28 protein-coding genes are annotated in these 26,778 nt (G+C 65.9%); 22 read left to right on the top strand and 6 right to left on the bottom strand.

Annotation, left to right across the window (positions count from 1 at the left end):
* Nucleotides 1–6: 6 nt before the first annotated feature.
* Nucleotides 7–1,512, bottom strand: coding sequence for a PucR family transcriptional regulator (locus tag ACLMAJ_RS24035; RefSeq protein WP_412016069.1), 1,506 nt, complete (start codon nt 1,510–1,512; stop codon nt 7–9).
* A gap of 148 nt (nt 1,513–1,660) precedes the next feature.
* Here ACLMAJ_RS24035 and uraD point away from each other — a divergent pair, with 148 nt between their 5' ends.
* From uraD to alc, 16 genes are all read left to right on the top strand, one after another.
* On the top strand, nt 1,661–2,206 hold the full coding sequence (gene uraD / locus ACLMAJ_RS24040; protein WP_412016070.1) for a 2-oxo-4-hydroxy-4-carboxy-5-ureidoimidazoline decarboxylase: 546 nt from the start codon (nt 1,661–1,663) through the stop codon (nt 2,204–2,206).
* Nucleotides 2,203–2,502, top strand: coding sequence for a hydroxyisourate hydrolase (gene uraH, locus ACLMAJ_RS24045; protein WP_412016071.1), 300 nt, complete (start codon nt 2,203–2,205; stop codon nt 2,500–2,502). The genes uraD and uraH overlap by 4 nt, the downstream gene beginning before the upstream one ends.
* A gap of 3 nt (nt 2,503–2,505) precedes the next feature.
* On the top strand, nt 2,506–3,381 hold the full coding sequence (pucL, locus tag ACLMAJ_RS24050; protein ID WP_412016072.1) for a factor-independent urate hydroxylase: 876 nt from the start codon (nt 2,506–2,508) through the stop codon (nt 3,379–3,381).
* 13 nt (nt 3,382–3,394) lie between these two features.
* Nucleotides 3,395–4,264: an FAD binding domain-containing protein gene (locus tag ACLMAJ_RS24055; RefSeq protein WP_412016073.1), complete on the top strand. Its 870-nt coding sequence runs from the start codon at nt 3,395–3,397 to the stop codon at nt 4,262–4,264.
* Nucleotides 4,264–4,734, top strand: a complete 471-nt coding sequence (locus ACLMAJ_RS24060) for a (2Fe-2S)-binding protein (RefSeq protein WP_412016074.1) — start codon at nt 4,264–4,266, stop codon at nt 4,732–4,734. The genes ACLMAJ_RS24055 and ACLMAJ_RS24060 overlap by 1 nt, the downstream gene beginning before the upstream one ends.
* On the top strand, nt 4,731–6,080 hold the full coding sequence (locus ACLMAJ_RS24065; RefSeq protein WP_412016076.1) for an 8-oxoguanine deaminase: 1,350 nt from the start codon (nt 4,731–4,733) through the stop codon (nt 6,078–6,080). The genes ACLMAJ_RS24060 and ACLMAJ_RS24065 overlap by 4 nt, the downstream gene beginning before the upstream one ends.
* Nucleotides 6,077–8,407 (top strand): xanthine dehydrogenase family protein molybdopterin-binding subunit, encoded by a 2,331-nt coding sequence (locus ACLMAJ_RS24070; protein WP_412016077.1) that lies wholly within the window; start codon nt 6,077–6,079, stop codon nt 8,405–8,407. Before ACLMAJ_RS24065 ends, ACLMAJ_RS24070 begins: the two co-directional genes overlap by 4 nt.
* Nucleotides 8,408–8,516: 109 nt before the next feature.
* A complete protein-coding gene (locus ACLMAJ_RS24075) occupies nt 8,517–9,959 on the top strand; it encodes an NCS2 family permease (RefSeq protein ID WP_412016078.1) in 1,443 nt (480 codons plus the stop codon).
* A 4-nt stretch (nt 9,960–9,963) separates the two neighbouring features.
* The gene (locus ACLMAJ_RS24080) at nt 9,964–11,031 is read left to right on the top strand and encodes an XdhC family protein (protein WP_412016079.1); all 1,068 of its coding nucleotides are present in this window, start codon (nt 9,964–9,966) and stop codon (nt 11,029–11,031) included.
* 216 nt (nt 11,032–11,247) lie between these two features.
* Nucleotides 11,248–11,625: an allophanate hydrolase-related protein gene (locus ACLMAJ_RS24085; RefSeq protein WP_412016080.1), complete on the top strand. Its 378-nt coding sequence runs from the start codon at nt 11,248–11,250 to the stop codon at nt 11,623–11,625.
* The gene (locus ACLMAJ_RS24090; RefSeq protein ID WP_412016081.1) at nt 11,626–12,426 is read left to right on the top strand and encodes a hydroxypyruvate isomerase family protein; all 801 of its coding nucleotides are present in this window, start codon (nt 11,626–11,628) and stop codon (nt 12,424–12,426) included.
* Nucleotides 12,423–13,310: an NAD(P)-dependent oxidoreductase gene (locus ACLMAJ_RS24095; RefSeq protein ID WP_412016082.1), complete on the top strand. Its 888-nt coding sequence runs from the start codon at nt 12,423–12,425 to the stop codon at nt 13,308–13,310. Before ACLMAJ_RS24090 ends, ACLMAJ_RS24095 begins: the two co-directional genes overlap by 4 nt.
* A gap of 2 nt (nt 13,311–13,312) precedes the next feature.
* Complete coding sequence (gcl, locus tag ACLMAJ_RS24100) at nt 13,313–15,115, top strand: glyoxylate carboligase (protein ID WP_412016083.1); 1,803 nt, start codon at nt 13,313–13,315, stop codon at nt 15,113–15,115.
* A gap of 41 nt (nt 15,116–15,156) precedes the next feature.
* Entirely contained in the window at nt 15,157–16,296 is a 1,140-nt protein-coding gene (locus ACLMAJ_RS24105; RefSeq protein WP_412016084.1) for a glycerate kinase, read from the top strand.
* Entirely contained in the window at nt 16,274–17,596 is a 1,323-nt protein-coding gene (allB, locus tag ACLMAJ_RS24110; protein ID WP_412016085.1) for an allantoinase AllB, read from the top strand. The genes ACLMAJ_RS24105 and allB overlap by 23 nt, the downstream gene beginning before the upstream one ends.
* A 10-nt stretch (nt 17,597–17,606) precedes the next feature.
* Nucleotides 17,607–18,641 (top strand): allantoicase, encoded by a 1,035-nt coding sequence (gene alc, locus ACLMAJ_RS24115; protein WP_412016086.1) that lies wholly within the window; start codon nt 17,607–17,609, stop codon nt 18,639–18,641.
* Between the two features lie 36 nt (nt 18,642–18,677).
* Here the strand turns inward: alc and trxA are convergent, their stop codons facing one another.
* Nucleotides 18,678–19,037 (bottom strand): thioredoxin, encoded by a 360-nt coding sequence (gene trxA / locus ACLMAJ_RS24120; RefSeq protein WP_412016087.1) that lies wholly within the window; start codon nt 19,035–19,037, stop codon nt 18,678–18,680.
* Nucleotides 19,038–19,243: 206 nt separating this feature from the next.
* Here trxA and ACLMAJ_RS24125 point away from each other — a divergent pair, with 206 nt between their 5' ends.
* On the top strand, nt 19,244–19,780 hold the full coding sequence (locus ACLMAJ_RS24125) for an SRPBCC family protein (protein WP_412016088.1): 537 nt from the start codon (nt 19,244–19,246) through the stop codon (nt 19,778–19,780).
* Between the two features lie 47 nt (nt 19,781–19,827).
* Complete coding sequence (locus tag ACLMAJ_RS24130) at nt 19,828–21,135, top strand: glycosyltransferase 87 family protein (RefSeq protein ID WP_412016089.1); 1,308 nt, start codon at nt 19,828–19,830, stop codon at nt 21,133–21,135.
* 260 nt (nt 21,136–21,395) lie between these two features.
* Here the strand turns inward: ACLMAJ_RS24130 and ACLMAJ_RS24135 are convergent, their stop codons facing one another.
* On the bottom strand, nt 21,396–21,674 hold the full coding sequence (locus tag ACLMAJ_RS24135; RefSeq protein WP_412016090.1) for a hypothetical protein: 279 nt from the start codon (nt 21,672–21,674) through the stop codon (nt 21,396–21,398).
* Between the two features lie 197 nt (nt 21,675–21,871).
* On the opposite strand from ACLMAJ_RS24135, the gene ACLMAJ_RS24140 reads away from it, so the two are divergent.
* Nucleotides 21,872–22,198 carry a plasmid stabilization protein gene (locus ACLMAJ_RS24140; RefSeq protein ID WP_412016091.1) on the top strand — a complete coding sequence of 109 codons (327 nt, stop codon included), beginning with the start codon at nt 21,872–21,874 and terminating at the stop codon, nt 22,196–22,198.
* Here ACLMAJ_RS24140 and ACLMAJ_RS24145 read toward each other — a convergent pair.
* On the bottom strand, nt 22,175–23,005 hold the full coding sequence (locus tag ACLMAJ_RS24145; protein ID WP_412016092.1) for a phosphatase PAP2 family protein: 831 nt from the start codon (nt 23,003–23,005) through the stop codon (nt 22,175–22,177). The genes ACLMAJ_RS24140 and ACLMAJ_RS24145 overlap by 24 nt on opposite strands.
* Nucleotides 23,006–23,168: 163 nt before the next feature.
* Between ACLMAJ_RS24145 and ACLMAJ_RS24150 the strand changes: the two genes are divergently transcribed.
* The 3 genes from ACLMAJ_RS24150 to ACLMAJ_RS24160 all read left to right on the top strand — a co-directional run bounded on the left by ACLMAJ_RS24150 (nt 23,169) and on the right by ACLMAJ_RS24160 (nt 25,445).
* Complete coding sequence (locus tag ACLMAJ_RS24150; protein WP_412016093.1) at nt 23,169–24,080, top strand: NADP-dependent oxidoreductase; 912 nt, start codon at nt 23,169–23,171, stop codon at nt 24,078–24,080.
* A 197-nt stretch (nt 24,081–24,277) separates the two neighbouring features.
* Entirely contained in the window at nt 24,278–24,985 is a 708-nt protein-coding gene (locus ACLMAJ_RS24155; RefSeq protein WP_412016094.1) for an IclR family transcriptional regulator, read from the top strand.
* A gap of 94 nt (nt 24,986–25,079) precedes the next feature.
* Nucleotides 25,080–25,445 carry an META domain-containing protein gene (locus tag ACLMAJ_RS24160; RefSeq protein ID WP_412016095.1) on the top strand — a complete coding sequence of 122 codons (366 nt, stop codon included), beginning with the start codon at nt 25,080–25,082 and terminating at the stop codon, nt 25,443–25,445.
* Nucleotides 25,446–25,455: 10 nt separating this feature from the next.
* Here ACLMAJ_RS24160 and ACLMAJ_RS24165 read toward each other — a convergent pair whose 3' ends face one another.
* Nucleotides 25,456–26,055 carry a TetR/AcrR family transcriptional regulator gene (locus ACLMAJ_RS24165; RefSeq protein WP_412016096.1) on the bottom strand — a complete coding sequence of 200 codons (600 nt, stop codon included), beginning with the start codon at nt 26,053–26,055 and terminating at the stop codon, nt 25,456–25,458.
* Nucleotides 26,052–26,735 (bottom strand): SGNH/GDSL hydrolase family protein, encoded by a 684-nt coding sequence (locus tag ACLMAJ_RS24170; protein ID WP_412016097.1) that lies wholly within the window; start codon nt 26,733–26,735, stop codon nt 26,052–26,054. Before ACLMAJ_RS24170 ends, ACLMAJ_RS24165 begins: the two co-directional genes overlap by 4 nt.
* Nucleotides 26,736–26,778: the final 43 nt, after the last annotated feature.

A 26,778-nucleotide genomic window follows, 5' to 3' on the forward strand; every position in this document is an offset into this window, starting at 1 on the left:
GTGCCCTCAGCGCAGGGCGAGGGCGAGGAAGAAATCGACGCGGTCTTCCAGCCGGGAGAGGTCTCGGCCGGTGAGCTCTTCGATGCGTTGGATGCGGTAGCGCAAGGTGTTGACGTGCACGTGCAGCAGGTCGGCGGACTTGGTCCATGAGCCGGAGGCCTCGAGGAAGGTCTCCAAGGTGTGGACCAGGTCGGAACGGTTGTCCTGGTCGTAGTTGGTGAGAGGGTCGAGCAGGCGCAGGCGGAACATGCGACGGACCTCGTCGGGAACGCTGGCGAGCAGCAGCATGTGGGTCGCCAGTTCGTCGTGGCCGACCACACTGGTCGGCTGGTGCCGGTCGGCGGCGAGCCTGCGGGCGTAGCGCGCCTCCTCGACGGCACCGCGCAGGCCTTCGCCGTCGACGACTCCGCTGACACCGACCGACAATTGGCTGCCGCGCAGCCCGGGCTCCAAAGCGGCTACCGCACGGTGGATTTCGTCGATTACCGACCCGTTGGTGCCCGCGGGGATCAGTGCGATCGCCTCGCCTTCGACGACACCGGCGGCAGGTCCTCTGCCGTACAGGATTTCGCGCAGCAGGACGCGTAATTCGCCGGGGCGCAACGTATCCGCCTGTGCGGCCGCCACCACCGCGATGTAGGACTCGGCGGGACCGAGGCCGGTCAGTTCGAGGCGGGAGATGATCTCGGCGGGTTTGGCGTCGGAGACGATCAGTTCGATGAGTTCCTGCGCGAGGCGGCCCTCCGCGCTCTGACGGTCGTCCTGGCGGGCGCGTTCGAGGGAGACGACGGCGGCCAGTTCTCCGGTGAGAGCGCGGCGCTCTTCGGGCCAGTCGCCGACGTCGCCCTCGAAGACCAGGAACCAGTCCGCCGCCCGGGATGTGCTGTGCTCGTCGACGGCGAAGAGGGAGTAGCGGGTGCCGTCGTCGGTCAGCACGTGCGGTAGTCGCCGGGCATTGAGGAAGGCGGCCGTCACCTCGGTAGGCGGTGGGGGTGGACCTGCCACCACCCGCCCCGTCGAGGACATGACCCAGCAGCGCATGCCGAGGTCGCGCTCGATGAGCTCGAGCACCGAGCCGAGGCCGGTGCCCGCGACGAGTTGGCGGTGCCGGTCGAGGATCGCGGTCAGGTCTGCGGCGCGGCCGGTCGAGAGGTTTCTGGTGATTTGCTCGGTGACTGTCGCGAACGCGATTTTCTCCGGAACGCGGAACAGCGGTATGCCGTACTTGGTACATGCCTCGACCACGTCCGGGGGTGCGCCGCCATACTTCGCATCGCCCGCGGCGAGCCCTGCCACGCCCGCTCGAGCCAGTGCGCCGACGAATACCTCGCTGTCGGCGGGACCATCGCGCCATTGCAGGCCGGTCAGCACGAGCTCGCCGCCGGAGAGGTAGCGGCTGGGGTCGAGCATGTCCGTGGTTACCGCCCAGCGCACGAATCGATCGAGCTGATCCTCGCCGGTGACGAGCTCCAGCCCCAGGTCGGTCATGGTGAGTAGGGAACGTAGGCGCACGGTGTGGACGCTAACAGTCGAGGGGCTTGGACATACCTACAAAGAATCCGCTGTGAACTGGCGCACAGTTCGGATTTATCGTTTCTAGCTGCACAGATCCCCAGCGGGTGTACTAACCGGACACGTTGAACCCCCGATTGGAGACCGGATGTCAGGTGAGATCGGATGGCTCAACTCACTGCCTCTCGACCAAGCGGAGGCGGAGCTGCTGACCTGTTGCGCGTCCCGAAGGTGGGCGCGGAAGGTGTTGGCGCGCAGTCCCTATCAGAACAGCGAGAGCCTGATCGCGGCCGCGGTGACCGGAGTATGCGAATTGAGTTGGTCGGATGTCGAGGAGGCGCTCTCCGCGCACCCGCGGATCGGTGCGAGAGCCGAAGTGGCAGCGGCAGTGGGCCTTTCGGCCACGGGCGCGGAACAGGCGCGGCGCGAGGCGAATTGGTCGCGCAACGAGCAATCCGCCGCCGCGACCGCCGACCCCGCGGTGCTGCGAGAAATCGCCGAAGGAAATTTTGCCTACGAAGAACGGTTCGGGCATGTCTTCCTGATCCGCGCGACCGGCCGCAGCGCCCAGGAAATGCTCTCCGAACTACGTAAACGGCTGGATAACGGTGTCGAGGACGAACGCGTGGTGATCCAGGCGGAGCTCGCCGAGATCACCAGGCTGCGGGTCCGCAAGCTGCTGGAGGACCGATGAGCCTTTCCACCCACGTGCTCAACGCGGCCACCGGCCGCCCTGCCGCCGGATTACTTGTCCGGCTCGCGGTGGCCGACGGGACCGTGCTTGCCGAACATCGCACCGACGACGACGGCCGCATCAAAGACCTGCCTGCCGCTACGGCCGGTGTGCACCGTCTGACCTTCGAGACCAGCGACATCAGCCCGTTCTACCCGTCGGTCTCCATCGACTTCACCATCGCGGACCCAGCCGAGCACCACCACGTGCCGCTGCTGCTCAGTCCGTATTCCTACTCCACCTATCGAGGTAGCTGAACAATGTCGATCAAGCTAGGCCCCAATAGATATGGCAAGTCGGAGAACCGCGTCGTCAGGGTGACGAAAACCGGCGGTGTCCATGAGATCCGAGATCTCAACGTCAGCGTGGCGTTGTCCGGCGACATGGACGACACCCATATCACCGGCGGCAACGCCGCGGTGCTGCCGACCGACACCCAGAAGAACACCGTCTTCGCCTTCGCGAAGGAACACGGCATCTCCTCGCCGGAGGCGTTCGGCCTGCTGCTCGCCGAGCATTTCGTCGACTCGCAGCCGACCATCGACCATGCCAGGGTCTCCCTCGAGGAATACGCCTGGGAACGCATCGTGGTCGGTGCAGGCAACCAGCAGCACTCCTTTGTGCGTTCCAACCAGGAGATCAGGACCGCGCGCGTCCACAACAACGGCGACAACGCCTGGGTGGTCACGGGACTGAAGAACCTGGTGGTTCTCAACAGCACCGGCTCGGAGTTCCACGGCTATATCAAGGACAAGTACACGACCTTGAACGAAGCCTACGACCGTGTTCTCGCGACCGAGGTCAACGCGGAGTGGCGGCACAACACCATCCCCGATGACTGGGACAAGTCCTACCTCGATGCCCGTCGCTGCCTGCTGGAGGCATTCGCGCAGACCTACAGCCTGTCGTTGCAACAGACTCTCTACGCCATGGGCAACCGGGTGCTCGACACCTGCCCGGAGATCTGTGAGGTCCGGCTTTCGCTGCCCAATAAGCACCATTTCGTGGTGGATCTGTCCCCGTTCGGGCTGGAGAACGACAACGAGGTGTTCTGGGCAGCCGACCGGCCCTACGGCCTCATCGAAGGTTCGGTCCTGTGCGAGGACGCCCCCGACGCCGGGCCTGCCTGGGACTGAAGCGGGAGTGACAATGGAATTTCTACGACCAACCACCTGGGCACAAGCCCTCGAGCTGAAGGCCGACCGTCCGGAGGCCACCCCGATCCAGGGCGGCACCGACATCATGGTCGAGCTCAACTTCGACAAGGGCCGCCCCGCCGCATTGCTCGACCTCAACCAGTGCCGCGACCTTTTCGAATACGAGGAGCGCGACGGCAAGATCCGGATCGGGGCGGGCGTTCCCTACGTGCGGATCATCAACAGGCTCGGTGACCGGCTGCCCGGCCTCGCCCAGGCTTCCCGCACGGTCGGCTCGCCGCAGATCCGCAATCGGGGCACGGTCGGCGGCAACCTCGGCGGCGCTTCCCCCGCCGGTGACGCTCATCCCGCGCTGCTCGCCGGTGACGCGGTGGTCGAGGTGGAGTCTGCCGCGCGCGGCAGCCGCATGATCCCGATCGACGACTTCTACGTGTGGGTGAAGAAGAACGCGCTCGAGCCCGACGAGCTGATCCGCGCCGTGTGGCTGGCGCCGGCGCGGGGGCCGCAGTACTTCGCCAAGGTCGGTACCAGGAACGCCATGGTGATCGCGGTGTGCTCGTTCTCCGTCGCGCTGTATCCCGAGACCCGCTCGGCGCGGACCGGTATCGGTTCGGCAGGCCCGACCCCGCTACGTGCGAGACCGGCCGAGGACTTCCTCGCCACCCAGCTGAACTGGGACAGCCCGGCCCCGCTCACCGAGCGGGTGCTGCGCGAGTTCGGCGCCCTTGCCGCCGCTGCCGCGAAACCGATCGATGACGTCCGCGGCACCGCGGACTACCGCAAACATGCGCTGTCGGTGCTGGCGCGCCGCACCCTGACCTGGGCATGGAACGACCATCTAGCAGAGAGGAGGGCGGCCTGATGCGCGTGACCTTCGATGTGAACGGCTCGACGGAAACCGTCGACGACGTATGGGAGGGTGAGAGCCTCCTCTACATGCTGCGCGAGCGGATGGGTCTTCCCGGCTCGAAAAATGCTTGTGAGCAAGGCGAATGCGGTTCGTGCACAGTCTATTTGAATGGAACTCCGGTCTGCTCCTGCCTGGTGGCGGCAGGCCAAACGGAGGGCTGTTCGGTCCGGACGGTCGAGGGCCTCGCCACGGGCGACAAGCTCGACCCGATGCAGCAGGCGTTCGTCGAAGTGGGCGCGGTCCAGTGTGGTTTCTGCACACCGGGTCTCATCGTCCAGGCGCACGACCTGGTCGAGCACAACCCGGACCCGTCCGATGTGGAGATCCGCGAGGCGCTGGCCGGAAACCTGTGCCGCTGCACCGGTTACGAGAAGATCCTCGACGCGGTACGACTCGCGGCACGACGTAAGGCGGCGAAATGACCAGGGTCGTTATCGAGAACGCCTACATCGCACCGGTAGTCGGACCGGAAATCCGCTCGGGATACCTGGTCGTCGACGACGGCAGGATCGAGTCGCTCGGCGCGGGGCCCGCGCCCGTGACACCCGGTGCCCAGCGCATCGACGGCACCGGCTGCCTGATCACCCCCGGCCTGGTCAACACCCATCACCACCTCTATCAGTGGGCGAGCCAGGGCCTGTTCCAGGATTCGACGCTGTTCGAATGGCTGACCGGGCTCTACCGCACCTGGGCGCGTATGGACGCGGAGGTCGTCTACGGCGCTGCCTCGGCGGGCCTGGGCTGGCTGGCGCTGACCGGCTGCACCACCAGCAGCGATCATCACTACATCTTCCCCAAGGGGCGCGGCGATCTGTTCGAGGCCGAGGTGCGCGCCGCGCGTGAGATCGGCCTGCGCTTCCACCCGTGCCGCGGTTCGATGGACCGCGGGCAGGCCGACGGTGGCCTGCCACCGGACGAGGTGGTCGAGGACCGCGACGAAATCCTTGCCCACACCACCGAAGTCATCGACACCTACCACGATCCTTCCTTCGATTCGATGCTGCGGGTCGCCGTCGCGCCCTGCTCGCCGTTCTCGGTCAGCGAGGGTCTGATGCTCGATGCCGCCACCCTGGCGCGGGCCAAAGGCGTTCGGCTGCACACCCATCTCGCCGAGACCCTCGACGAACAAGAGCACTGCGTCGAGCAGATGGGCTGCACCCCTGTCGAATACATGGAAAAGCTCGGCTGGCTCGGTGAGGATGTCTGGTTCGCTCATGCCGTACACCTGCACGACGCCGACATCCGCCGGTTCGCTGAAACCGGTAGCGGCTCTGCGCATTGCCCCAGCTCGAATGCCAGGCTCGGCGCGGGAATCGCGCGCGTCACCGATCTGCTTGCCGCGGGCGCGCCCGTCGGCCTAGGTGTCGACGGTGCGGCGTCGAGCGAGCTGACCTCTCTTGCCGGAGAGATGCGCCAAGCCATGCTGTTCCAGCGGGCGGTGCACGGCCCGACGGCCTTCACCGCGCGGCAAGCGCTGGAGATCGGAACCCTCGGCGGTGCACGCAATCTCGGCCGCCACAACGAAATCGGCAGCCTGGAGCCCGGCAAGCTCGCCGACATCGCCATGTGGCGGGTCGACGGCTTCCGCGCCGCGGTCGAGGATCCCGTTTGCGCCCTCGTCTTCGGCCCGACGCCGCCACTGGTGCGACTGCTCGTCGGCGGCAGAACCGTCGTGGAGAACGACGAGCTGCGCACCGTCTCACACGACGCGGTCGGCAGGGCAGGCGCGGCGGCGCGGAAACGGTTGATGGGAGGAAAGTCTCGATGACTGCGGCACCTACTACCCGATTCCCTGGCGAGATCGCCGCGCCGGGCAAGGGCGGCATCGGCGAAAGCCCGCTGCGTCCGGACGGCACACTCAAGGTGAAGGGCGAATTCGCCTACTCCTCCGATCTGTGGATGGACGGCATGCTGTGGGGCGCGACCCTGCGCAGCCCGCACCCGCGCGCCAATATCCGGAGCATCAATATCGCTCCCGCGCTGGCCATCGCCGGTGTACACGCGGTACTCACCGAGCAGGATGTGCCCGGTCGCAAGAAGTACGGCCTCGACCACACCTGGGATCAGCCGGTCCTCGCCATCGGCGAGGTACGCCACCAGGGTGAACCCATCGCCCTGGTCGCCGCCGACCATCCCGAGATCGCCCGCCGCGCCCTCAGTGCCATCGAAATCGATTGGGAGGTATTGGAACCCATCACGGACCCGATGGCGGTGGTCTCGGCTCCGAAGCGGCTGAAGGTGCAGGAGCGCGGCGGTATCGCCCGGCACCAGCCGGTGCGCGTCGGCGATATTACGGTGGGACGCGCCATGGCCACTGTGGTGGTGACCGAGGAGTACGAGGTCGGCATCCAGGACCAGGCATTCCTCGGGCCCGAATCCGGCATGGTCATTCCGGCCGAGGACGGCGGCCTCGAGTTCTACGTCGCCACCCAGTGGATGCACAACGATCTCTCCCAGATCGGCCCGTGCCTCGGCCTGGCAGACGACCAGATCCGCATGACCATGGCCGGTGTCGGCGGAGCCTTCGGCGGCCGCGAGGACCTGTCCATGCAGATCCACGCGGGCATGCTGGCCATGCGCACCGGCAAGCCCATCAAGATGGTGTACAACCGCGAGGAGTCGTTCTTCGGGCACGTACACCGGCATCCGGCGAAGATGCTCTATGAATACGGTGCCAATGCCGCCGGAAAGCTCACCTACGCAAAGGTTGTCATTGTCCTCGACGGCGGCGCGTACACCTCGGCGACGCTGAATGTCACCGGTAACGCGTCCTCGCTCGCGGTGGGACCGTACGAGATTCCGCATATCGAGATCGACGCATACGGTGTCTACACCAACAACCCGCCGTGCGGTGCCATGCGCGGATTCGGCGCTGTCCAAGCGTGTTTCGCGCACGAATCGATGATGGACAAGGTCGCGGAGGCATTGGAACTCGATCCGGTGCATGTGCGCCAGATCAATGCCGTCTCGCAGGGTTCGAAGTTGGCGACCGGACAGGTGGTGCACGCGCCGGCACCGCTGGCGGAGATGCTCGATCAGGTGCGCGCGATCCCGCTGCCCGAGGCATTGGACGCCTCCGACATCAGGAACCTGCCTGGCGGGGCTTCGCAGACCACCCACGGCGAGGGCGTGGTGCGCGGCATCGGCTACGGCGTCGGCATCAAGAACATCTGCTTCTCCGAGGACTTCGACGACTTCTCCACGGCCCGTGTGCGTTTGGAGGTCATCGGTGGCGAACCGGTCGCTCTCGTGCACACCGCCGCGGCGGAGGTCGGCCAGGGCCTGGTTACCGTGGAAGCGCAGATCGCCCGCACCGAACTCGGCATCGAACGGGTGGTCATCCACCCTGCTGACCTCGGTGTCGGTGACGCCGGCTCCTCCTCGGCCTCCCGGCAGACCTACATGACCGGAGGTGCGGTCAAGACAGCGTGTGAGGCGGTGCGAGCGCGACTGCTCGAGCTCGCCGTCGCACAGGGCTACGGCACTGCCATACAGCTCATCGGCGGCAAGGTCGTTTCGGAGACGGGGGAGGTGCTCGCGGCGATTGTCGATGTCCTGAATGAGGGGGTCATCGAAGAGACCCGCGAGTACCACCACCTCCCGACCACCGGGATGGACCCGGTCACCGGCCAGGGCAACAGCCATACCCAGCTCGCGCTGTGTGTGCACCGCGCGGTCGTCGATGTCGATACCGAACTCGGCCTCGTCAAGGTCGTCGCTCTGGACGCGGTCCAGGACGTAGGCAAGATCATGAACCGCCTGTCGCTGGAGGGCCAGATCCATGGCGGCTCCGCTCAGGGCCTCGGCCTGGCAGTTATGGAGGAAATTCAGCTCGAGAACGGAAAAGTGCTGAACCCGTCCTTCACGGACTATTTGATTCCCACCATCCTCGATATGCCTCCGCAGAAGCTGGAGATTCTCGAAAACGCCGATCCGCATGCCCCGTACGGGCTGCGCGGCGCGGGAGAGCCGCCCACGCTCTCTTCGACCCCGGCGATCGCATCGGCCATTCGTGACGCGTGCCGATCGCAGGGCGGAAACGTGCACATCAACCGTGTGCCGGTGCGACCGGAAGACATCATCCGGAGCAGTTGATCAACAGGGGCAGCCTGCCTTCGAGGACAGACCCCACAACAGCAGTACCCGAACCGAGCGGTCCGGCAATACGGACCGTAGGTCGGCTACGCCCCGAGGAGGGCACGCCATGACCCAAATTCAGACCAAGCCAAGCGCACCAGATCCGGTTGCCGGAAGGTCCGCGCTAGACCGGTTCTTCCGGCTGAGCGAACGCAAGACCACGGTTTCCCGGGAAATCCGTGGTGGCATCACCACTTTCGTCGCGATGGCCTACGTCATCCTGCTGGTCCCGCTCATTCTGGGCGGTGTCGCGGATGTCAACGGCGATAAGTTGAGCATCGCTCAACTCACCACGGCCACCGCGTTTTCCGCTGGACTGAGCACCATCTTGATGGGCGTTGTCGGCAATGTGCCGCTGGCGCTCGCCGCCGGACTCGGTGTGGTTCCGGTGGTCGCCTTCCAGGCCGCGCCGCACATGAGCTGGCCACAGACCATGGGCTTGGTCGTGCTGATGGGCATCATCATCGTGGTGCTCGCCGCGACCGGTCTGCGGACGATGATCATCAATGCCATCCCGCTCAGTCTCAAGAACGCCATCGGCGTCGGGATCGGCATGTTCATCGCGATGATCGGCCTGGTCTCCGCCGGGGTTGTCGGACACGGCTCGCAGACCGGCCCGCCGGTCACGCTGGGAGCCAACGGTCACCTCTCGGGTTGGCCGGTGGTGATTTTCGCGGTCGGATTGCTGGTAATGCTGGCGTTGTTCATCCGCAAGGTGCCCGGCGCGATCCTGATCAGCATCGTCATCGCGACGGTGCTCGCCATCACGGTCAACTCGCTGGCGAAGATCGACCCTGCCACCTGGGGCCCGGTCGTGCCGGAGTCGCCGAAAGGCTTCTTCTCCGCGCCCGATTTCGGTCTGATGTTCGATCTCGACCTGTTCGGCGGATTCGCCGAGGCGGGCGGGCTCGTCGCGGGAGTCGTGCTGTTCACCCTGGTGCTGACCGGCTTCTTCGATGCCATGGGCACGGTTTTCGGGGTCTGTGACGAGGCGGGTCTGCTCGACGAGAAGGGCACCATGCCCGGCATCGGCAAGGTCCTCACCGTCGACGGGCTCGCGCAGATCGTCGGCGGGGCCAGCGGCGGCGCGGGGAACACGGTCTATGTCGAATCCGCGACGGGTGTCGGTGAGGGCGCTCGTACCGGATTGACCAGCATTGTGACCGGTGGACTGTTCTGTCTTGCAGTGTTTTTCACCCCGCTGGCCGCAGTGGTGCCGATCCAAGCCGCCGCTCCGGCGCTGGTGTTGGTCGGCGCGCTGATGATGACCCAGGCCCGCAAGATCGACTGGGCCGATCTGGAGGTGGCGGTGCCTGCCTTCTTGACGATCGTGCTGATGCCGTTCACGTACTCGATCACCAACGGTGTCGGCGCCGGCCTCATCGCCTACGTGGTGATCAAGTCCGCGCGCGGCAAGTTCAATGAAATCCATTGGCTGGTTTGGATTGTCGCGCTGGTTTTCGCGGGCTACTTCGGCATCTCGGCCATCGAACTCCTGTTGGGCGGATAAGACGATGCGCGACCTCGCGACAGAACTCCTGCAGTGGCATACGGCGGGTAAGTCCTACGCCATCGCCACCGTCATCGGTGTCACCGGCAGCGCGCCCCGGCCGGCCGGGGCCACCCTTGCCGTCGACGCCGAAGGTGTTGTCATCGGGAGCATTTCCGGTGGCTGTGTCGAAGGCGCGGTGTACGAGCTCTGTCGCGAGGTACTGCGCACCGGAGTAGTGCTGCGCGAAACCTTCGGATACAGCGACGAAGACGCCTTTGCCGTCGGCCTGACCTGTGGCGGTGAGATCGAGGTGTTCATCCAGCCGATCACACCAGATGAGCACGGGACCATTCAGGCGGTCCTGCGATCGACCGAGGCTGTCGCGCTCGTACGGGACCTGAGTACCGGTGCGGCAATGGCGCTCGGCACCTGGTGGACCCTCGGTGCGGCGTTCGACGAGGCGATCGTCGCGCAGGCGCGTGCGATGCTCGACACCGGATCGACGGGCCAGCGGGTCGTCGGCTGTGGTGCCGGTGAGCGCGTTCTCTTCGTCGAGTCCCACGTGCCGGCTCCGCGCATGATCGTCTTCGGCGCAATAGATTTCGCCGCTGCCGTCACTCGCATCGGACGCTTCCTCGGCTATCGGGTCACGGTCTGCGATGCCAGGCCGGTGTTCGCCACCCGTGCGCGCTTTCCCGACGCCGATGAGATCGTAGTGGACTGGCCGGACCGCTATCTCGCTCGTACCCAAGTGGATTCGCGCACCGTCCTGTGTGTGCTCACCCATGACGCCAAGTTCGACATCCCCCTGCTCGAAGTGGCGCTGCGGCTTCCGGTCGCGTATGTGGGGGCGATGGGTTCCCGTCGCACCCATGAGGATCGCAATGCCAGGCTGCGTGCGGTGGGGGTGTCGGAAGACGAACTCGCCCAACTACATTCGCCGATCGGCCTAGATCTCGGCGGGCGCACGGCCGAGGAGACCGCGGTGGCCGTCGCCGCCGAGATCGTCGCGGTTCGCCGTGGCGGCTCGACCCGACCGCTTGCCACCAGTGACGGCCCGATCCACCGGGAGCTCGTCCCGGTCCGGTGAGGGCTCCCCACCGCACACCCCGTGCCGCCGCCGTACACCCATCGCACGGGGTGTGTGGTGTGCCCGTGGCAGGTGTGGCGACAAATGAATTGCGCGGGCTGGAGCATCCTACGAAACGCGCTCCGAAATCCGCGAACAGCTCGGTGCTAATCGCTTCTATTCCAAGCGAACTGCTGCCCACATACTTGACGAAGTTTCGAACAAAGGACCCGAATAATGCCGTTGATATTTCTGAACGGTTCCGCGATGCGTGGCGGGCCGCTGAATCATCTACTCGGCGGTGCGCCGTTCGCAGGCGAAGTGAAAACTGCGCCGCGCTACCGATTCTTCTCGGTCGGAGACCGGTTTCCCGGCCTCGATCCCGCCGCGGACGGCGGCGACTCGATCGCGGGAGAACTCTTCGATGTGCCGCTCGACGTGCTGCGCAGCCGGTTGCTGCCCGCCGAGCCACCCGAACTCGAGCTCGGCGCCATCGAACTGGAGGACGGCCGTTCGGTCTTGTCCATGGTGCTGCGCCGCCCCCCTACGTCGTATCCGGAGCTGATCGACATCACCGCGATCGGCAGCTGGCAGAAATATCGCCGAAGGAGCTGAATGAATAACTACGCAGGGGGATCGAACCTCCCGAAATTCGATGTCAATTGTTCGATACTCTTCACCGACCTCCCGCTGCTCGAGCGCCCGGCCGCGGCGAAGCGGGCCGGATTCGACGCGGTCGAATTCTGGTGGCCGTTCGGAGGAAACCCCGCGCCCGGCGACAAAGAGATCGATGAATTCGTCCGAGCCATCGCTGATGCCGGTGTCGAGTTGGTCGGCCTGAACTTCATCGATCTGATCCCGGCGGGTCGCGGCCTGGTCTCGGTCCCGAGCGAAGTCACCAAGTTCAGGGACAACATCGATGTGGCCGTCGGGATCGCCGACAGCACCGGCTGCCGTGCGCTGAATGCCCTCTACGGGAACCGGATTGCCGGTGAGTCTCCGGAGAAGCAGGACGAACTCGGGTTGGAGAACCTGCGCATCGCCGCGCGGGCGGCGCACCGCATCGGAGCCACTGTGCTGCTGGAGGCGCTCAATTCCTTCGAGTCGCCGGACTATCCGATCGTGAGCGCCGAGCACGCCGTGCGGATCATCGAGCAGACCGGCGAGCCCAATGTGCGGTTCCTCTGCGACCTCTACCACCTGGCCAGGATGGACGAGAACCTGATCGAGGTGATCGAGACCTACGCGCCGCACATCGGCCACGTGCAGATCGCCGACGATCCCGGCCGCGGCAGGCCTGGCACCGGCGAGCTCGACTTTCCCAGGCTCTTCGACACCCTCGCCGCGAGTGGCTACGACGGCTGGATCGGCCTCGAATACAAAGACCCCGAGCTGGATTGGAACTGGATCAAATGACCACGATCGGATTTGTCGGACTCGGGATCATGGGCAGCCCGATGGCGGGCCACCTTGTCGAGGCCGGACACGATGTCACCGGTTACGACGTCGGCCCAACGGGCCTGGACAAGTTGAAGGCGGCAGGCGGCGCGGCCGCGGCGAGCGCGGCGGAAGCGGTGCGCGACAAGGACATCGTCATCACGATGCTGCCCCAGGACGAGCACGTCGAGCAGGTTTTCCGTGACGTCCTCGAACACGCGAACCCGGGGACGCTGTACATCGATTTCTCCACGATCACCCCGCAGACCGCACGATGGACCGCGCAAGAGGGCACGAAGAAGGGCCTGCGGGTCCTCGACGCCCCGGTGAGTGGAGGGGAGACCGGGGCGGTCAACGCGGCCCTGTCGATCATGGTCGGTGGCGCGGAAGCCGACTTCGAGGCCGCGCGGCCCATTTTCGGCGCGCTCGGCAAGACCGTCGCGCTGGTCGGCGGCAACGGTGCTGGTCAGTGCGTCAAGGCGGCCAATCAGCTGGTGGTCGGAGGCACGTATGCCCTTGTCGCCGAGGCGATCCTGCTGATGGAGAACCTCGGCGCGGACGCGGCGAAGGGCCTCGATGTGCTCGCGGGCGGTCTCGCGGGCAGCAAGATTCTCGAGCTCAAGCGCGAGTCGATGCTGGCGCGCAACTTCGTGCCGGGATTTCGAATCGACCTGCACCACAAGGACATGGGCATCATCTTGCAGGCCGCCCGTCAGGCCGAGGTGTCCATCCCGATGGGTGCGCTGACCGCCCAGTTGATCGCCGCGGCACGGGCCATGGGCTACGGCTCGCTCGACCATTCGGCGCTGCTGCTCGTCGCGGACGCGCTGTCCGGGCGGGCCGAGACAGACGGAGAGAGCTGACCATGGCACGCATGCGCACCGTGGACGCCGCCGTCCTGATCTTGGAAAAGGAAGGGGCGACACAGGCTTTCGGCTTGCCGGGTGCCGCGATCAACCCCTTCTACAGCGCGATGAAGGCACACGGCGGGATCAAGCACGTGCTTGCCCGCCACGTGGAAGCCGCGTCGCATATGGCCGAGGGCTACACCCGCGCCACCGCGGGCAATATCGGTATCTGCGTCGGCACGTCGGGTCCAGCGGGCACCGACATGATCACCGGGTTGTACGCGGCCAGTGCGGATTCGATTCCGATTCTGTGCATCACCGGTCAGGCGCCGGTGGCCAAATTGCACAAGGAGGACTTCCAGGCGGTCGACATCGCCTCCATCGCGGCACCGGTCAGCAAGTGGGCGGTCACCGTCCTCGAACCGGCGCAGGTGCCCGGCACGTTCCAGAAGGCGTTCCGGTTGATGTGTGAGGGTCGTCCGGGGCCGGTGCTGATCGACCTGCCGATCGATGTGCAGCTCGCCGAAATCGAGTTCGACATCCAGACATACACGCCGCTGGAGGTGCATCGGCCCGCCGCGACGCGGGCGCAGGCGGAGAAGGCGATCCGCATGCTGAACGCGGCGCGGCGTCCGCTGATCGTCGCGGGCGGCGGCATCGTCAATGCCGATGCCGCCGAGTTGCTCGTCGAATTCGCGGAACTGACCGGCGTTCCCGTGGTGCCGACCCTGATGGGTTGGGGCACGATTCCCGATGATCACACACTGCACGCGGGAATGGTCGGCCTGCAGACCTCGCATCGCTACGGCAATGCCACCCTGCTGGAATCCGATTTCGTGCTCGGTATCGGTAATCGGTGGGCCAACCGGCATACCGGCGGTATCGAAACCTACACCGAGGGACGCACTTTCGTGCACGTCGATATCGAGCCGACGCAGATCGGCCGGGTGTTCGCCCCCGACTTCGGTATCACCTCGGATGCGGGCGCCGCGCTCGCGGTGTTCGTCGAGGTCGCCCGCGAGCTCGCGGCGACAGGGGAGCTCGCCGACCGCGGCGATTGGGCGGGCCAGGTGCTGGCCAGGAAAAAACTCGGGCAGCGTAAGACGCACTTCGACAATGTGCCGATCAAGCCGCAGCGAGTCTACGAGGAGATGAACAGGGCGTTCGGACCCGACATTCGCTATGTCAGCACCATCGGTCTGTCCCAGATCCAGGCGTCGCAACTGCTGCACGTCTATCGGCCACGGCACTGGATCAACGCCGGTCAGGCCGGTCCGCTCGGCTGGACGGTGCCCGCCGCGCTCGGTGTGGCGACCGCGGTCCCCGATGCCACCGTTGTCGCGCTGTCGGGGGATTACGACTTCCAGTTCCTGATCGAGGAATTGGCCGTCGGCGCTCAGTTCAACATCCCCTACATCCACGTCCTGGTGAACAACTCCTATCTGGGCTTGATCCGCCAGGCGCAGCGGAACTTCTCGATGGACTACTACGTCCAGCTCGACTTCGAGAACATCAACAGCCCCGAGCTGAACGGCTACGGCGTCGATCACGTCAAAGTGGTGGAGGGGCTGGGCTGCAAGGCGATCCGCGTCAATGACCCGGCTTGGATCGGGCCCGCGCTGGAAGACGCGAAGAAGCTGATGGCCGAATTCCGGGTGCCGGTGGTCGTCGAGGTCATCCTCGAGCGGGTGACCAATGTGTCGATGGGGCTGGAAATCGACAACATCAACGAGTTCGAGGACATGGCGAGCTCTGCCGCCGACGCGCCGACCGCGATCGCGCCGATCGAGGAACCGGAACCTGTCGGAGGCGGCAATTGAAGCCGGGCGCGGCTAGGAAACAGTGGCGTGCGGGACATTGCGTGCTCGCACCCGACAAGTTCAAGGGCTCGCTGACGGCTCCACAGGTCGCCGCGCACCTGGCGGCGGGTCTTCGACAGGTCCGGCCGGATATCCCACTGGTGACCATGCCGGTGGCCGACGGTGGAGACGGGACCGTCGACGCGGTAGTGGAGTCGGGCTTCGCCCGGTTCTCGACGACGGTCAGCGGCCCGGTGGGTGACCGGGTCGTCGCGTCGTTCGCGATCCGCGACCACACCGCCGTCGTCGAGCTCGCCGAGGCGTCGGGTCTTCGCCTGACCTCGGGCAAGCCCGACGCCACGATGGCGCTGACCGCGAGCAGTCTCGGCACCGGTGAGCTGATCAAGGCAGCTGTCGAGCGTGGTGCGCGTCGGGTCGTTCTCGGACTCGGCGGCAGTGCGTGCACCGACGGTGGGACCGGGATGCTCGCCGCGCTCGGCGTCCGCTTCCTCGATGAGCACGGGCACCGGCTGCCGCCGGGTGGTGGGTCGCTGCGCAGGCTGGCCCGCATCGATGCCAGTGCCATGATCAGGGTTCCTGTGACAGTCGCCTCAGATGTCGACAACCCGCTGCTCGGGGTGCGCGGTGCGGCGAATGTGTACGCGAGGCAGAAGGGTGCCGGGACGGCCGATATCGACGAACTCGAAAGCGGCCTCGCCCATTTCGCGTCGATCGTCCGGCGTGATCTGGACGTCGATGTGGTAGACCGGCCCGGCGCGGGAGCCGCGGGCGGTGTCGGTTACGCCGCGCTCGCCTTCCTGGGTGCGCAGGTTCGGCCGGGCATCGAGCTCATACTCGAGCAGCTCGGTTTCGCCGAGCAGGTGACGGGCGCGAGGCTGGTGATCACCGGCGAAGGCTCATTGGATCGGCAAACCCTGCACGGTAAGGCCCCGGTCGGGGTGGCACGGGCCGCGGCAGCCGCTGGGGCACCGGTCATCGCGGTCGCCGGACAGCGCGCGCTCTCCGACGAACAGCTGCGCCATGCCCATATCGAGCAGGCGTACGCGCTGACCGATATCGAGCCGGATCCCGAGATCTGCATGGCGCAGGCGGGGCCGCTGCTGGAGCAGCTGGCGCGCGACATCGCCGCGAACTGGCTGGGAGACAAGGCAATCAGCGATGAGGCAGGCATTCATGCATGATCTGGTCATCCGATCGCGGCGCGTCGCGCTGCCCGAGGGGATCCGGCCCGCCGCGATAGCCGTGCAGGACGGGCGAATCGTCGCGCTGGCGGACTACGACACGGTGTTGCCCTCGGCCACGATCACCGATCTCGCCGATCTCGTCGTGCTGCCCGGTCTTGTCGACTCGCATGTCCACGTCAATGAGCCGGGGCGCACCGAGTGGGAGGGTTTCGCCACGGCCACCAAGGCCGCCGCGGCGGGCGGCGTGACCACCATCGTCGACATGCCGCTGAACTCGCTGCCGCCGACGGTCTCCGTTGCCGACCTGGCGACCAAGCGGGCGGCGGCGGACGGGCAGTGTCATGTGGACGTGGCCTTCTGGGGTGGTGCGATTCCCGGCAATCTGGATTCGCTGCGGCCGCTGCACGAGGCGGGCGTGGTCGGCTTCAAGTGCTTCCTTTCCCCGTCCGGGGTGGAAGAATTTCCGCCGCTCACCCTCGACGAGATCGACAAGGTGATGCGGGAGCTCGCGTCCTTCGACGGGCTGCTTATCGTGCACGCCGAAGATCCGGTGCAATTGGACGAACCCGTCGACGGTTCCTACCGCGCATTTCTGAATTCCCGGCCCGGCGCGGCCGAAAGCGCTGCGGTGCAACAGGTCATCGCGCTCGCCGAGGCGACGGGCACTCGCACACACATCCTGCACGTCTCCGCCGCGGATTGTCTCGAGCCGCTCGCGGCCGCCCAGGCGCGCGGCGTGCGCATCACCGCGGAGACCTGTCCGCACTATCTGACGCTGTCGGCCGCGGAGGCGTACACGACGGCGTTCAAATGCTGTCCGCCCATTCGCGATGCGGCCAACCAGGACGCGCTGTGGCAAGGCCTCGCCGACGGTGTGCTCTCGTGTGTTGTCTCCGATCATTCGCCATGCCCGCCCGCCATGAAGGAGGGTGATTTCGCCAGCGCATGGGGTGGCATTTCGTCGCTCCAGATCGGGCTGCCCGCGGTCTGGACCGCGGCGCGGGCACGGGGATTCGGCCTGACCGATGTCGTGCGATGGATGGCCGCGGCCCCCGCCGACCTGGCGGGGCTGCGTCGTAAGGGGCGGATCGCGGTCGGCTGCGACGCCGACCTGGTCGCCTTCGATCCGGCGGCGTCGTTCATCGTCGAGCCGATTTCGCTGGCGCACAAGAACCCCATCACGCCGTACGGCGGACGCGAGCTGCTCGGCGTCGTCCACTCCACCTGGCTCGGCGGCCGGGTCGCGTGGCACGGGCACCCGCCTGCTGGTCGCCATTTGGTTTCCGACAACCGTTGAGAGAGAACACATGTCAGACTTCACCAGCTTGCCCGACCTGGCCCTGCGCAGCAATCGCGCGAGCGTGATCGCCGCGAGCGACGAATCCTTCGAAGAGCGCGAGAATCTCATCAATCCGTGGGAACCGCGCTTCCAGGAGCACACCTTCGGCCCCAAGGGGCAGGAATACGACGGCTGGGAAACCCGCCGCCACCGCGGCCCAGGCGACGACTGGGCCATCATCCGGCTCGGCATGTCCGGTGTGATCCGCGGCGTCGTCGTCGATACGGCTTGGTTCAAAGGCAATTACCCGCCGCACATTTCGGTCGAGGCATGCCGGGCAGCGGACTACCCATCGGTCGAGGAGCTGAGCGCCGCGGAATGGGTGAATATCGTCGCGCGCAGTGCGATCGGCGGTGATGCGAAGCACGAGTTTCCGGTATCGGAGGAGCACATCTTCACCCACGTTCGCCTGAACATGTATCCGGACGGCGGTGTGGCCCGGCTGCGCGTACACGGCGAGGTGGTACCGGATCCGGCCCTGCTCACCGGGCTCACCGTGAACCTCGCCGCCTTGGCGAACGGCGCACGCGCGGTGGCATGCTCCAATATGTTCTATTCCGCCCCTGACAACATGCTCGCCCCCGGCCTGGCACGCAACCAGGCAGAAGGGTGGGAGACCGCCCGCCGCCGTGACGGCGGAAATGATTGGGCGACAATCCGTCTCGCCGCCCAGGGCTTCCCGGAAATGATCGAACTGGACACCACCAACCTGCTGTTCAATGCCCCGGGATCAGCTCGCGTTGTCGGAATCGATCACCACGGCGACGAACCGCTTCCGCCGCTGGATGACCCCGCGTGGTTCGAGCTGCTGCCCGACACGGCCCTGCAACCCGACACCCCGCACCGCTTCCGCCTGCCGAATGTCCCGCGCCGCCCCGTCACCCACGTGCGCGTCGACATCTACCCGGATGGTGGCATCGCCCGCCTCGCAATCCTGGGCACTCTCACTCCTGCCGCCGAGCGAAAGGTGAACTACCGCTGGTCGACCCCCTGCGAGGAGTGACGCACGGCCACACAGTGGCGTTCTGCGATCGATCGATTACGCGGATGCTATTTTGCCCAGGGCGGCATCGAGTTCCGCGAGTAGGCGGGATTTCGAGCGTGCGCCCACGAATGCCTGTACCGGTTTACCGTCGCGGAACAGGATCAGGGTGGGCAGTGACATGACCTGGTAGTCGCGCATAACGCCAGGGTTCGCGTCGGTGTCGATGGCGCGGATCGTGAGTGTTTCGGCGCGTTCGTCGGCGATCTGCTCGAGTACCGGCGCGATCATGCGGCACGGCGGGCACCACGCTGCCCAGAAGTCCACCAGGACGGGTTTGTCGTGCTCCAGGACATCGCGTTCGAAGCTTTCGTCGGTGATGGCGGTGATGTTCGCGGTGGCGTGTGTGGTCGGCATGAGATCTCCAGGGGTTCGTCGAGTTCACCGATTCGAATGCGATCGACGGTAAACCTTGCCCCGGACGTCAAGGCAATACTTTCTCGCCGATCGTGAGCGCGGTAACGGAAGGCGCCTCGAAGCGGACCTCATGCTTGACCGATCCCTCTTTTAGAACGTACGCTCTAAATCGTTCTAGAGGGAACATTCCAGTTGGAGGTGTCGAGATGGCGGTACTCAACATCCACACGCGGCGGTTGCCGGTGTCGGAAGCCGAGGTGGGGGCGCTGATAGACGACCTCGCGAGTAACCGTGACCGCCTGTGGCCCCGAGAAAACTGGCCCGCCTTGCGATTCGATCGTCCGCTGGGTTTCGGTGCTGTCGGCGGGCACGGTCCCGTGCGCTACATCGTCGAGGCGTATGAGCCGGGTCGGTGGATCCGGTTCCGCTTCACCGCGCCGCGCGGGTTCCGCGGGTTCCACGAGTACTCGGTACGGCGTGCGGCCGACGGCGCCACCCTGCTCAGTCATGTGCTGGCGATGAAGGTGCGTGGTACTGCGCGAGTGTCGTGGCCGCTGATGTATCGCTGGATGCACGACGCGCTGTTGGAGGACAGCCTGGACTGCGGGGAGCGCGCGCTGACCGGCGCGGTTCGAACTCCCGCCCGGTGGAGCCGATACGTTGTGCAGCTGCGTGCGATCGGTCAGCGCGCGAGTCGACGAAAGGCTCGGCCGGAGACTGTGGCTGTCGCGGGTGGAGCCTGAAGCCACCGATTCGGCTGGGTTGCGAGCTGTCGGTATAGTTGCCGCGGATGAGTAGCGTGACCACCCGAGACGAACCGAGGACACCGAACCGTCGATTCGGGCGCTTGGTGTGGTTGTTGCCGCCACTATTGGCGGGATTCGCCACTCTATGTCTGATGGTGCCGCTGTGGCCGTTCCAGAAGATCACCGGGGGGTTTATCGACCTCCAGGTGTATCGGCTCGGGATCGAGGCGCTGCGGGACGGCGCCGATATGTATGGGCAGCTGCCGCAGACCACAATCGGTATCGGGCTGCCGTTCATCTATCCGCCGTTCGCCGCGGTGGTGTTGAGTCCGTTCGCGTTGCTGCCGTGGGACGCCGCGGCGTTCACCTTCTTCATCACCTCAACGATCGCGTTGGCGCTGACGCTGTATCTGGTCGCGCGGCGGCGGTGGCCGGAGCAGTCGGGCAGCAGGCTGGCGCTGCTGGCGGCCTCCTGTGCGACGCCGCTGGCGATGTTGCTGGAACCGATCCGCTCGACGTTGGACTTCGGCCAGGTCAACCTGCTGTTGATGGCACTGGTCGCGGCCGATTGCCTGGCCGAGAAGCCGAAGTGGCGTCGCGGCATGCTGATCGGCATCGCCGCCGCGATCAAGCTGACCCCGGCGGCCTTCGTGCTGTATTTCCTGGTCCGCCGCGACTACAAGGCCGCCGCGACCGCCGCGATTACCGGTGCCGGAGCCACTGCGCTCAGTTTCGCGGTGCTGCCACACGAATCCGTCCAGTATTGGTTCGGCGGGCTCGGCAACGTTTCGGGGCTCAGCGGCTCGTCTTTCCACACCAATCAGTCGATCCAGGCTGTACTCGCACGGTTCGGGATCGAGAAGCCACTGTTCACCCTGCTGTGGCTGTTGCTGAGCGCCGCATTACTCACCCTGGTGGTCGTCGCTATGCGGCGGGCGGCCGACGCGCCCGCGTTGGCGTTGGCGATCAACGCGGTCTTCACGCTGCTGGTGTCGCCGATCTCCTGGTCGCATCACTGGGTGTGGGTCGCGCCCGCGCTGTTCGCGATGATCGGTTACGCCACGCGCCTGCCGCTGCGGCAGGCGATCGGCTGGTATGTGGCGATCACCGTCTCCGCGGCGGCTTTCGTATACGGGCCACAGAACTGGATGCCCGGCGACAAACAGCGCGAATTGTCGTGGACGCCATGGCAGCATCTGGTCGGCAACACCTACGTCTGGCTCAGCGTGCTACTTGTCGCGCTGTTCGTCGCCACGACCAGGCGCACGAAATCGGCCCCGGAGCCTCGTGTCCCCGCCGTCGATTCGACACCGGCGCCCGTAGCCCTCACGGCTCCTCGCCCGATCGTCTGATACAACGAGCTCAAACGAGCTCAGGTGACCGGCCGTAGCCCGGATTCGGATACCTCGCGGGCAGCACGCACAAATCGTTACCCGTGGGTAACACGGACGTGGGTGCCGCGCTGCTCGAACCTGCTGTGCTCGCAGCAGGATTCGGGGGCAGCGACGCTGGTCGGGAATGCCCTACTATGCGGAACTCGAAGCGCTGCGGCGTATTCCGAAGAGGGAGGTCGCGGCATCGATCGGGGGTCACGCGAATGTCGCGGAAGAGCCTAACGACTCGGGGGCAGGATTTTGAGGGTCAGTGCCAGCCCCGCGACGATGCAAAGGGTGGAAATTGCTGCGGTGGTCAAAGATTGGGTGATCGCGGCGATGCCGGCGGTGAACGTGAAGCAGGTTGCCAAAGCCAGCAGTGCCGATCCCCGCTCCACACCGGCGATCCGGTGAGTTCGGTTCCTCGTCACTGTCATGCTGTTGTTATACCCAGTCGCCCGGTTTACCAAACCGTTATCCTCGCGGGCGCTCTGCACACCCCGGTCGCTCGAATCCATTGTCGAACCTTCCGTACCCGTCACGCCTTGGTGGCGCATCACAGGTACGACACGGCGATATCCCGAAACGGCATGGACGCGGATGTGAGGCAACGATCACGCCACCCGCAGCGTGACGATTCCCGATCGCAGGTGTCAGGTCGGCCGACATGTTTAGCCGAAGCTGCCCGGGTACTCGCTGTCCAGGAGGTGTGGACATGCCGAAGGAGTGGAGCAACAAGGACGAGCGGCAGTACAAGCACATCAAGGACTCGGCGAAGGATCGGGGCACGAACACCGATCGTGCCGAGGAGATCGCCGCCCGCACCGTCAACAAGAACCGCGCTCGAGCGGGCAAGACCAAGACCGCGAGTCGATCCTCGACCGAAGACATGTCGGCGCAACGCCGCGGTGGCTTGCGATCGGGAACCAAAGGGCCGAAGGGGCCCACGCGTGACCAGCTCTACAACGAAGCGAAGCAGCGCGGTATCGAAGGCCGCTCGAAGATGACGAAGGGCCAGCTAGCTCGCGCGTTGGGCAAGTGATTCATTGGGGCTGTCCGCATCCGAAAACGCGGCATCGGCCGCACTGAGGGATATTCGGCGCTGATCGAGTGCGTACAGCACGGTCGCGCCGATAATCGCACAAGTCGTGCCGAGGATGGCTCCCGCGACGATATCGGTGAGCCAATGCACGCCCAGGTAGAGCCTCGTGGTCGCGACGAGAGTGATGAGTAGGGCCGCGGCGGCTGCGAGCAGCGCGCGGACCCGTCGGCTACGCCCGATTGCCAGGACGGCGACGGTTATGCCGACTACCGCTGAGGTGCTGGTGACGTGCCCGGACGGGAACGAGTAGTTCGTCTCGAGAACCTGTTGCGTCTGGATCGGTGGGCGCGCCCGTCCGACCAACAGCTTCATCGTGGTGCTGACCGCCCAAGCGGCGCCGGTTGTCGCGACCATCACGACGACCGGGAGCGCGGTTTGCGCGCGCCACGACACCCGTGCCCCGATCAGGACGGCCAGTGTCACGGCCGCGACGGGGCTGCCGAGATCGGTGATCACCAGTGCCGCGATATCCGCCGAGTGTGTGCGATGGGCAATGAACCAGCTGTGCGTCGACCCATCGCCGCCGGTCAGCCACCCGTTGTCGGATATCTGGATCGCGAGTGTCGCGAACGCGATGAGCAATCCGCAGACATACAGCGCCGCTGAGAGATATCGACGGCCCGCCTGGACCGCTCCCGCGGTCAGCGCGGCTCCCGCGATGACCAGTTCGGTGAGCGCGACATCCTTTGCCGCGGGTTCGGTGACGGCGTCGACGATGGCGCCGTGCAAGATGCCGAGGGGATGCATCAGCCGAGTATCGCGGAGGCGTGCTGTGTGGAAGCTGAGAACATGGATTCCGGCACATAGACAGGACTGTTCGCAACCGATGAGTTCTCGGGGTGTGCTCGGTCTGATCGGATCGGGAGCTTTAGGGTGGACATCAACAGCAAATCGGAGAGAGGCATACGACATGCGGGCGATTGCGTTCGACGAGTTCGGTGGTCCTGAGGTGCTGAAGATCGTTGATGTCCCGATCCCCGAGCCGGGGGAGGGAGAGGTTCGCGTCGCCGTGCGTGCGGCTGCGGTGAATCCGGCGGACTGGAAGATTCGCTCCGGCACACTGACCTTCGGTGATCCGGTGTTTCCGCAGTATCCCGGTGGCGAGGTCGCCGGGGTGGTCGACGCGGTCGGCCTGTCGGTGACCGAGGTTGCGGTCGGTGACGAAGTGTTCGGATGGGCGCGCAGCGGTGGTTACGCCGAGTACGCGCTGAGCGGTGCTGTCGCCCGCAAGCCCGCGGGGCTGGATTGGGTGGATGCCGTCGCGCTCCCCGTCGCCGTGTCCACCGCGAGCAATGTGCTGACGTCGTTGCAGCTGCACGCCGGTGAAACCCTGCTGATCAACGGCGCGGCGGGCGCCGTTGGTTCGATCGCGGTGCAACTCGCCGTCGCCGATGGCGTCACCGTCGTCGGCATCGCGTCTGCGGCCAACCAGGATGTCGTGCGCGCCCTCGGCGCTATCCCGACCACCTACGGCGACGGTCTCGCCGACCGGGTACGCGCACTGGCGCCCAAGGGTGTCGATGCGGTGTTCGATGCCGCGGGCCATGGCGTTCTGCCTGCTGCTATCGAACTGCGCGGCGGTACCGATCGCATCGTGACCATCGCGGATCCAGCGGCTTTCGAGCTCGGCGTGACTTTCACGAGTGCCGGCGGCGCCGAACGTCCCACCGAACTCGCCGCGCAGGTCGCCGAGCGCGTCGCGAAGGGGGAATTCCGGCTCCCCGGAGCGGCCAGGACCTTTCCGCTCGACCAGGCCGCCGCCGCTCAGCAGGAGAGCGAAACCGGTCGAGGTCCCGGCAAGGTCGTGCTTCTGGTGCGCTGAATTCGGCGCCTCAGCTCATTGGGGAAGCTTCAGTTCAGCATGGACACAGTCGAATCGGCCACGCGCGGCGTGATCTCCAGCTGTGATGAACCGAGTGCGTCTGGATCGGGGTGGTTCAGGCGTATTCTGTGGTGGCCGCAGGGCCGCTCGGGAGCCTGGTCGATACTGTGGCGCGCTGAGCGAGGAGGGCTGGCGCGGTGGTCGCAGAAGCGCAGACCGAGAGTGCGGGACGCGGCGTGCTCGAGGCCGGGTTCCAAGTGTTGCAGGCGATTTCGGCGGCTCCGGAAGGTTGCGGTCTCTCGCAACTCGCACGCACGACGGGGCTTGCGAAGGCGACGGCGTACCGGCTTGCCGAGCAGCTGGTCACGCTCGGTGCGGTGCAGCGGGTGGAGCAGCGGTACTTCGTCGGTGCTCGAATGGCGCAATTGGGTCGGCAGTGGCAGGCCGCGCCGGTATTGCGCCAAGCCGCGCAGCGGCCGGGAAGGACGCTGGCTGCCCTGACCAATGCGACTGTCGCAGTGTGTGTTCTCGAGGGTGACGAGGTGCATCTGATCGCCGGTTTCAAGGGCGCGGAGGTATTCATCGCGGCCGAGTCCGAGGCCGAGCTCGCCTTCCGGACCGCGATGGTGCAGGTGCTGCTAGCGTCGCGGACCGACGGAGTGCCGACGCCGCCGACGTATTCGGCCGGTGAATGGCGGCGCATCGGGAGGGCCATCGCCGACGACGGCATGATCGCGGTCGATCGCCACGAATTGATATCCGGAATCTGTTGTGCGGCAGCGGCGATCAAACACCATGCGACCGCAGCCGCGATCGGCTGTATGTCGGTGGTGCCACGCTTTCCGCCGAACCTTCCGAGCCTGGTGGCGCACGCGGCCCGCGAGATCGAGAAGAATCTTCGCTGATCGGTTCGTTCAGTGGACCGACCCGTTTCGGGTTGACCACACCCGGCTCACGATGAATGGTTGATATACATCGTGAGTAAGGGCTGATCCGCAGATGACCGACTCCAATCTTTGGGGCCACCGCTATGTTTCGTTGTCCGTAACCGAAGGAGGCCGCCGCAGATACCTAGTCGGCGGCACCCGGATCACCCTGTGGTTCGTGGCCGAGACCCGCAGACTCTCGGCACACGCGGGGTGCAATACGGTGCTGTTCGACGTCGACACCGACAGCGGCGTCATCAAAGCCAGGTCGCCGTTCTCGACCGTGCTCACCTGCTCGGCGGAGTTGACACGGCAGGACAGCTGGCTGAGCGAATTCCTACTGCTCGCCCCGAGCTGGGAAGCCGACGAGGACACGTTGGTCTTGACCGGCGACGGCACCAGGATCGTGCTCCAGCGAACCCGTGCCAACCATGATTGACCGGGCTCTACTAGGACGGTGCCACGAGGAAGCTCTCGACGACGCGGCGCACCTTGTCCACGACATCGGTGTTGCCCAGCCGCAGTGCGATATTCGCGGCGCCGAGTATCGCGTCGATCTGGAAGGCGGCGAGATCGGTATCCAGGTCGGTGATTTCGGCCGCGGTGATGGCGTGCCGTAGTTCGGCGGAGATGGTGGCGACCCAATCGTTCTGGTCGCGGACCAAGGCGTCGCGAACGGGGCCGGGGTGGCTGTCGAAGTCGGCGATGTTCGCCATGCGCAAGCAGCCTCCCGCGAACAGCGGTGTCGTGGCGTAGACGATCCAGTGCTCGATGAGCGCGCGCAGCCGCGCCGTCCCGTGTGGTTGCGTGCGGGCAGGGCGAATCACCGCGTCTATGAACATCTCACGTGCGTGGTCGACCGCGGCAACCTGGAGGATCTCCTTGGTCTTGAAGAGGGTCTGCACGCCTGCCTTGCTCAGGCCGGTGTCGATGGCGAGCTTGCCGAAGCTCAGCCTGTCGAGCCCGTCGAGCGATGCGGTGTCGACCGCCTGGCGCAGCACGATCTGGCGAGACCTCGCACCGCGCAGCAGGCGCTTGTCCGAGGTCATTCGGGCACCCGCTTTCCGAGCTGGTGTGCGAGCTTCTTGACGACCTCGGCGGCCAGCACCGCCTGGCCCGATACGGAGAAGTGAATGCCGTCGGCGCTCAACAGGTTTGCGCGATGATTGATCGGGTGGTCCCACATGTCGATGACGAGTGCGCCGTATTCGGCGGCCAGGCGGCGGGTGATGTCGTTGACCGTTCGCACCCGCTCGTCCCAATCCGGAAAGGTCGCGACGACATATGCCTGACCGTAGGTAAAACTCATCAGCTGCGCCCCGGTGCCTGCCGCGAGTTGGTAGACCGCGCGCATGGTGTTCTCGATGTCATCGAAATCCGGGGTGCGCCTGACGATGTCGTTGGCGCCGGAGGGTACGTGGAGCAGGTCGGGCGCGAAGGCGCGGATGCGGGCCGCCTGGGTCTCTAGCGCTCGGGCCGTCGTCGCACCCGGCTCCGCGGTATTGAGATACGCCAGGTCCGGGTGCACCCTGCGTAGTGTGTCCGCGACGCGGTCGGCCCAACCGATGGTCGCGTACCCCGGGGTCGGGTCGCCCATGCCCGCCGAGAGGCTGTCGCCGAGCACCCCGAATCGTCGCCACGGCGCGTCGAAGAGCAGTGCCGCCGCATCGAGGGGAGGCAGGCAGTACGGATCGGTTTCTTCGGCCGAAGGGAGAATCGCGGTAGTCATGAACAAAGAATACGTCCGATCGTATGCTTAAGCAAGAGTGTTC

Source organism: Nocardia arseniciresistens, from assembly GCF_046764875.1.
GTDB lineage: Bacteria > Actinomycetota > Actinomycetes > Mycobacteriales > Mycobacteriaceae > Nocardia > Nocardia arseniciresistens.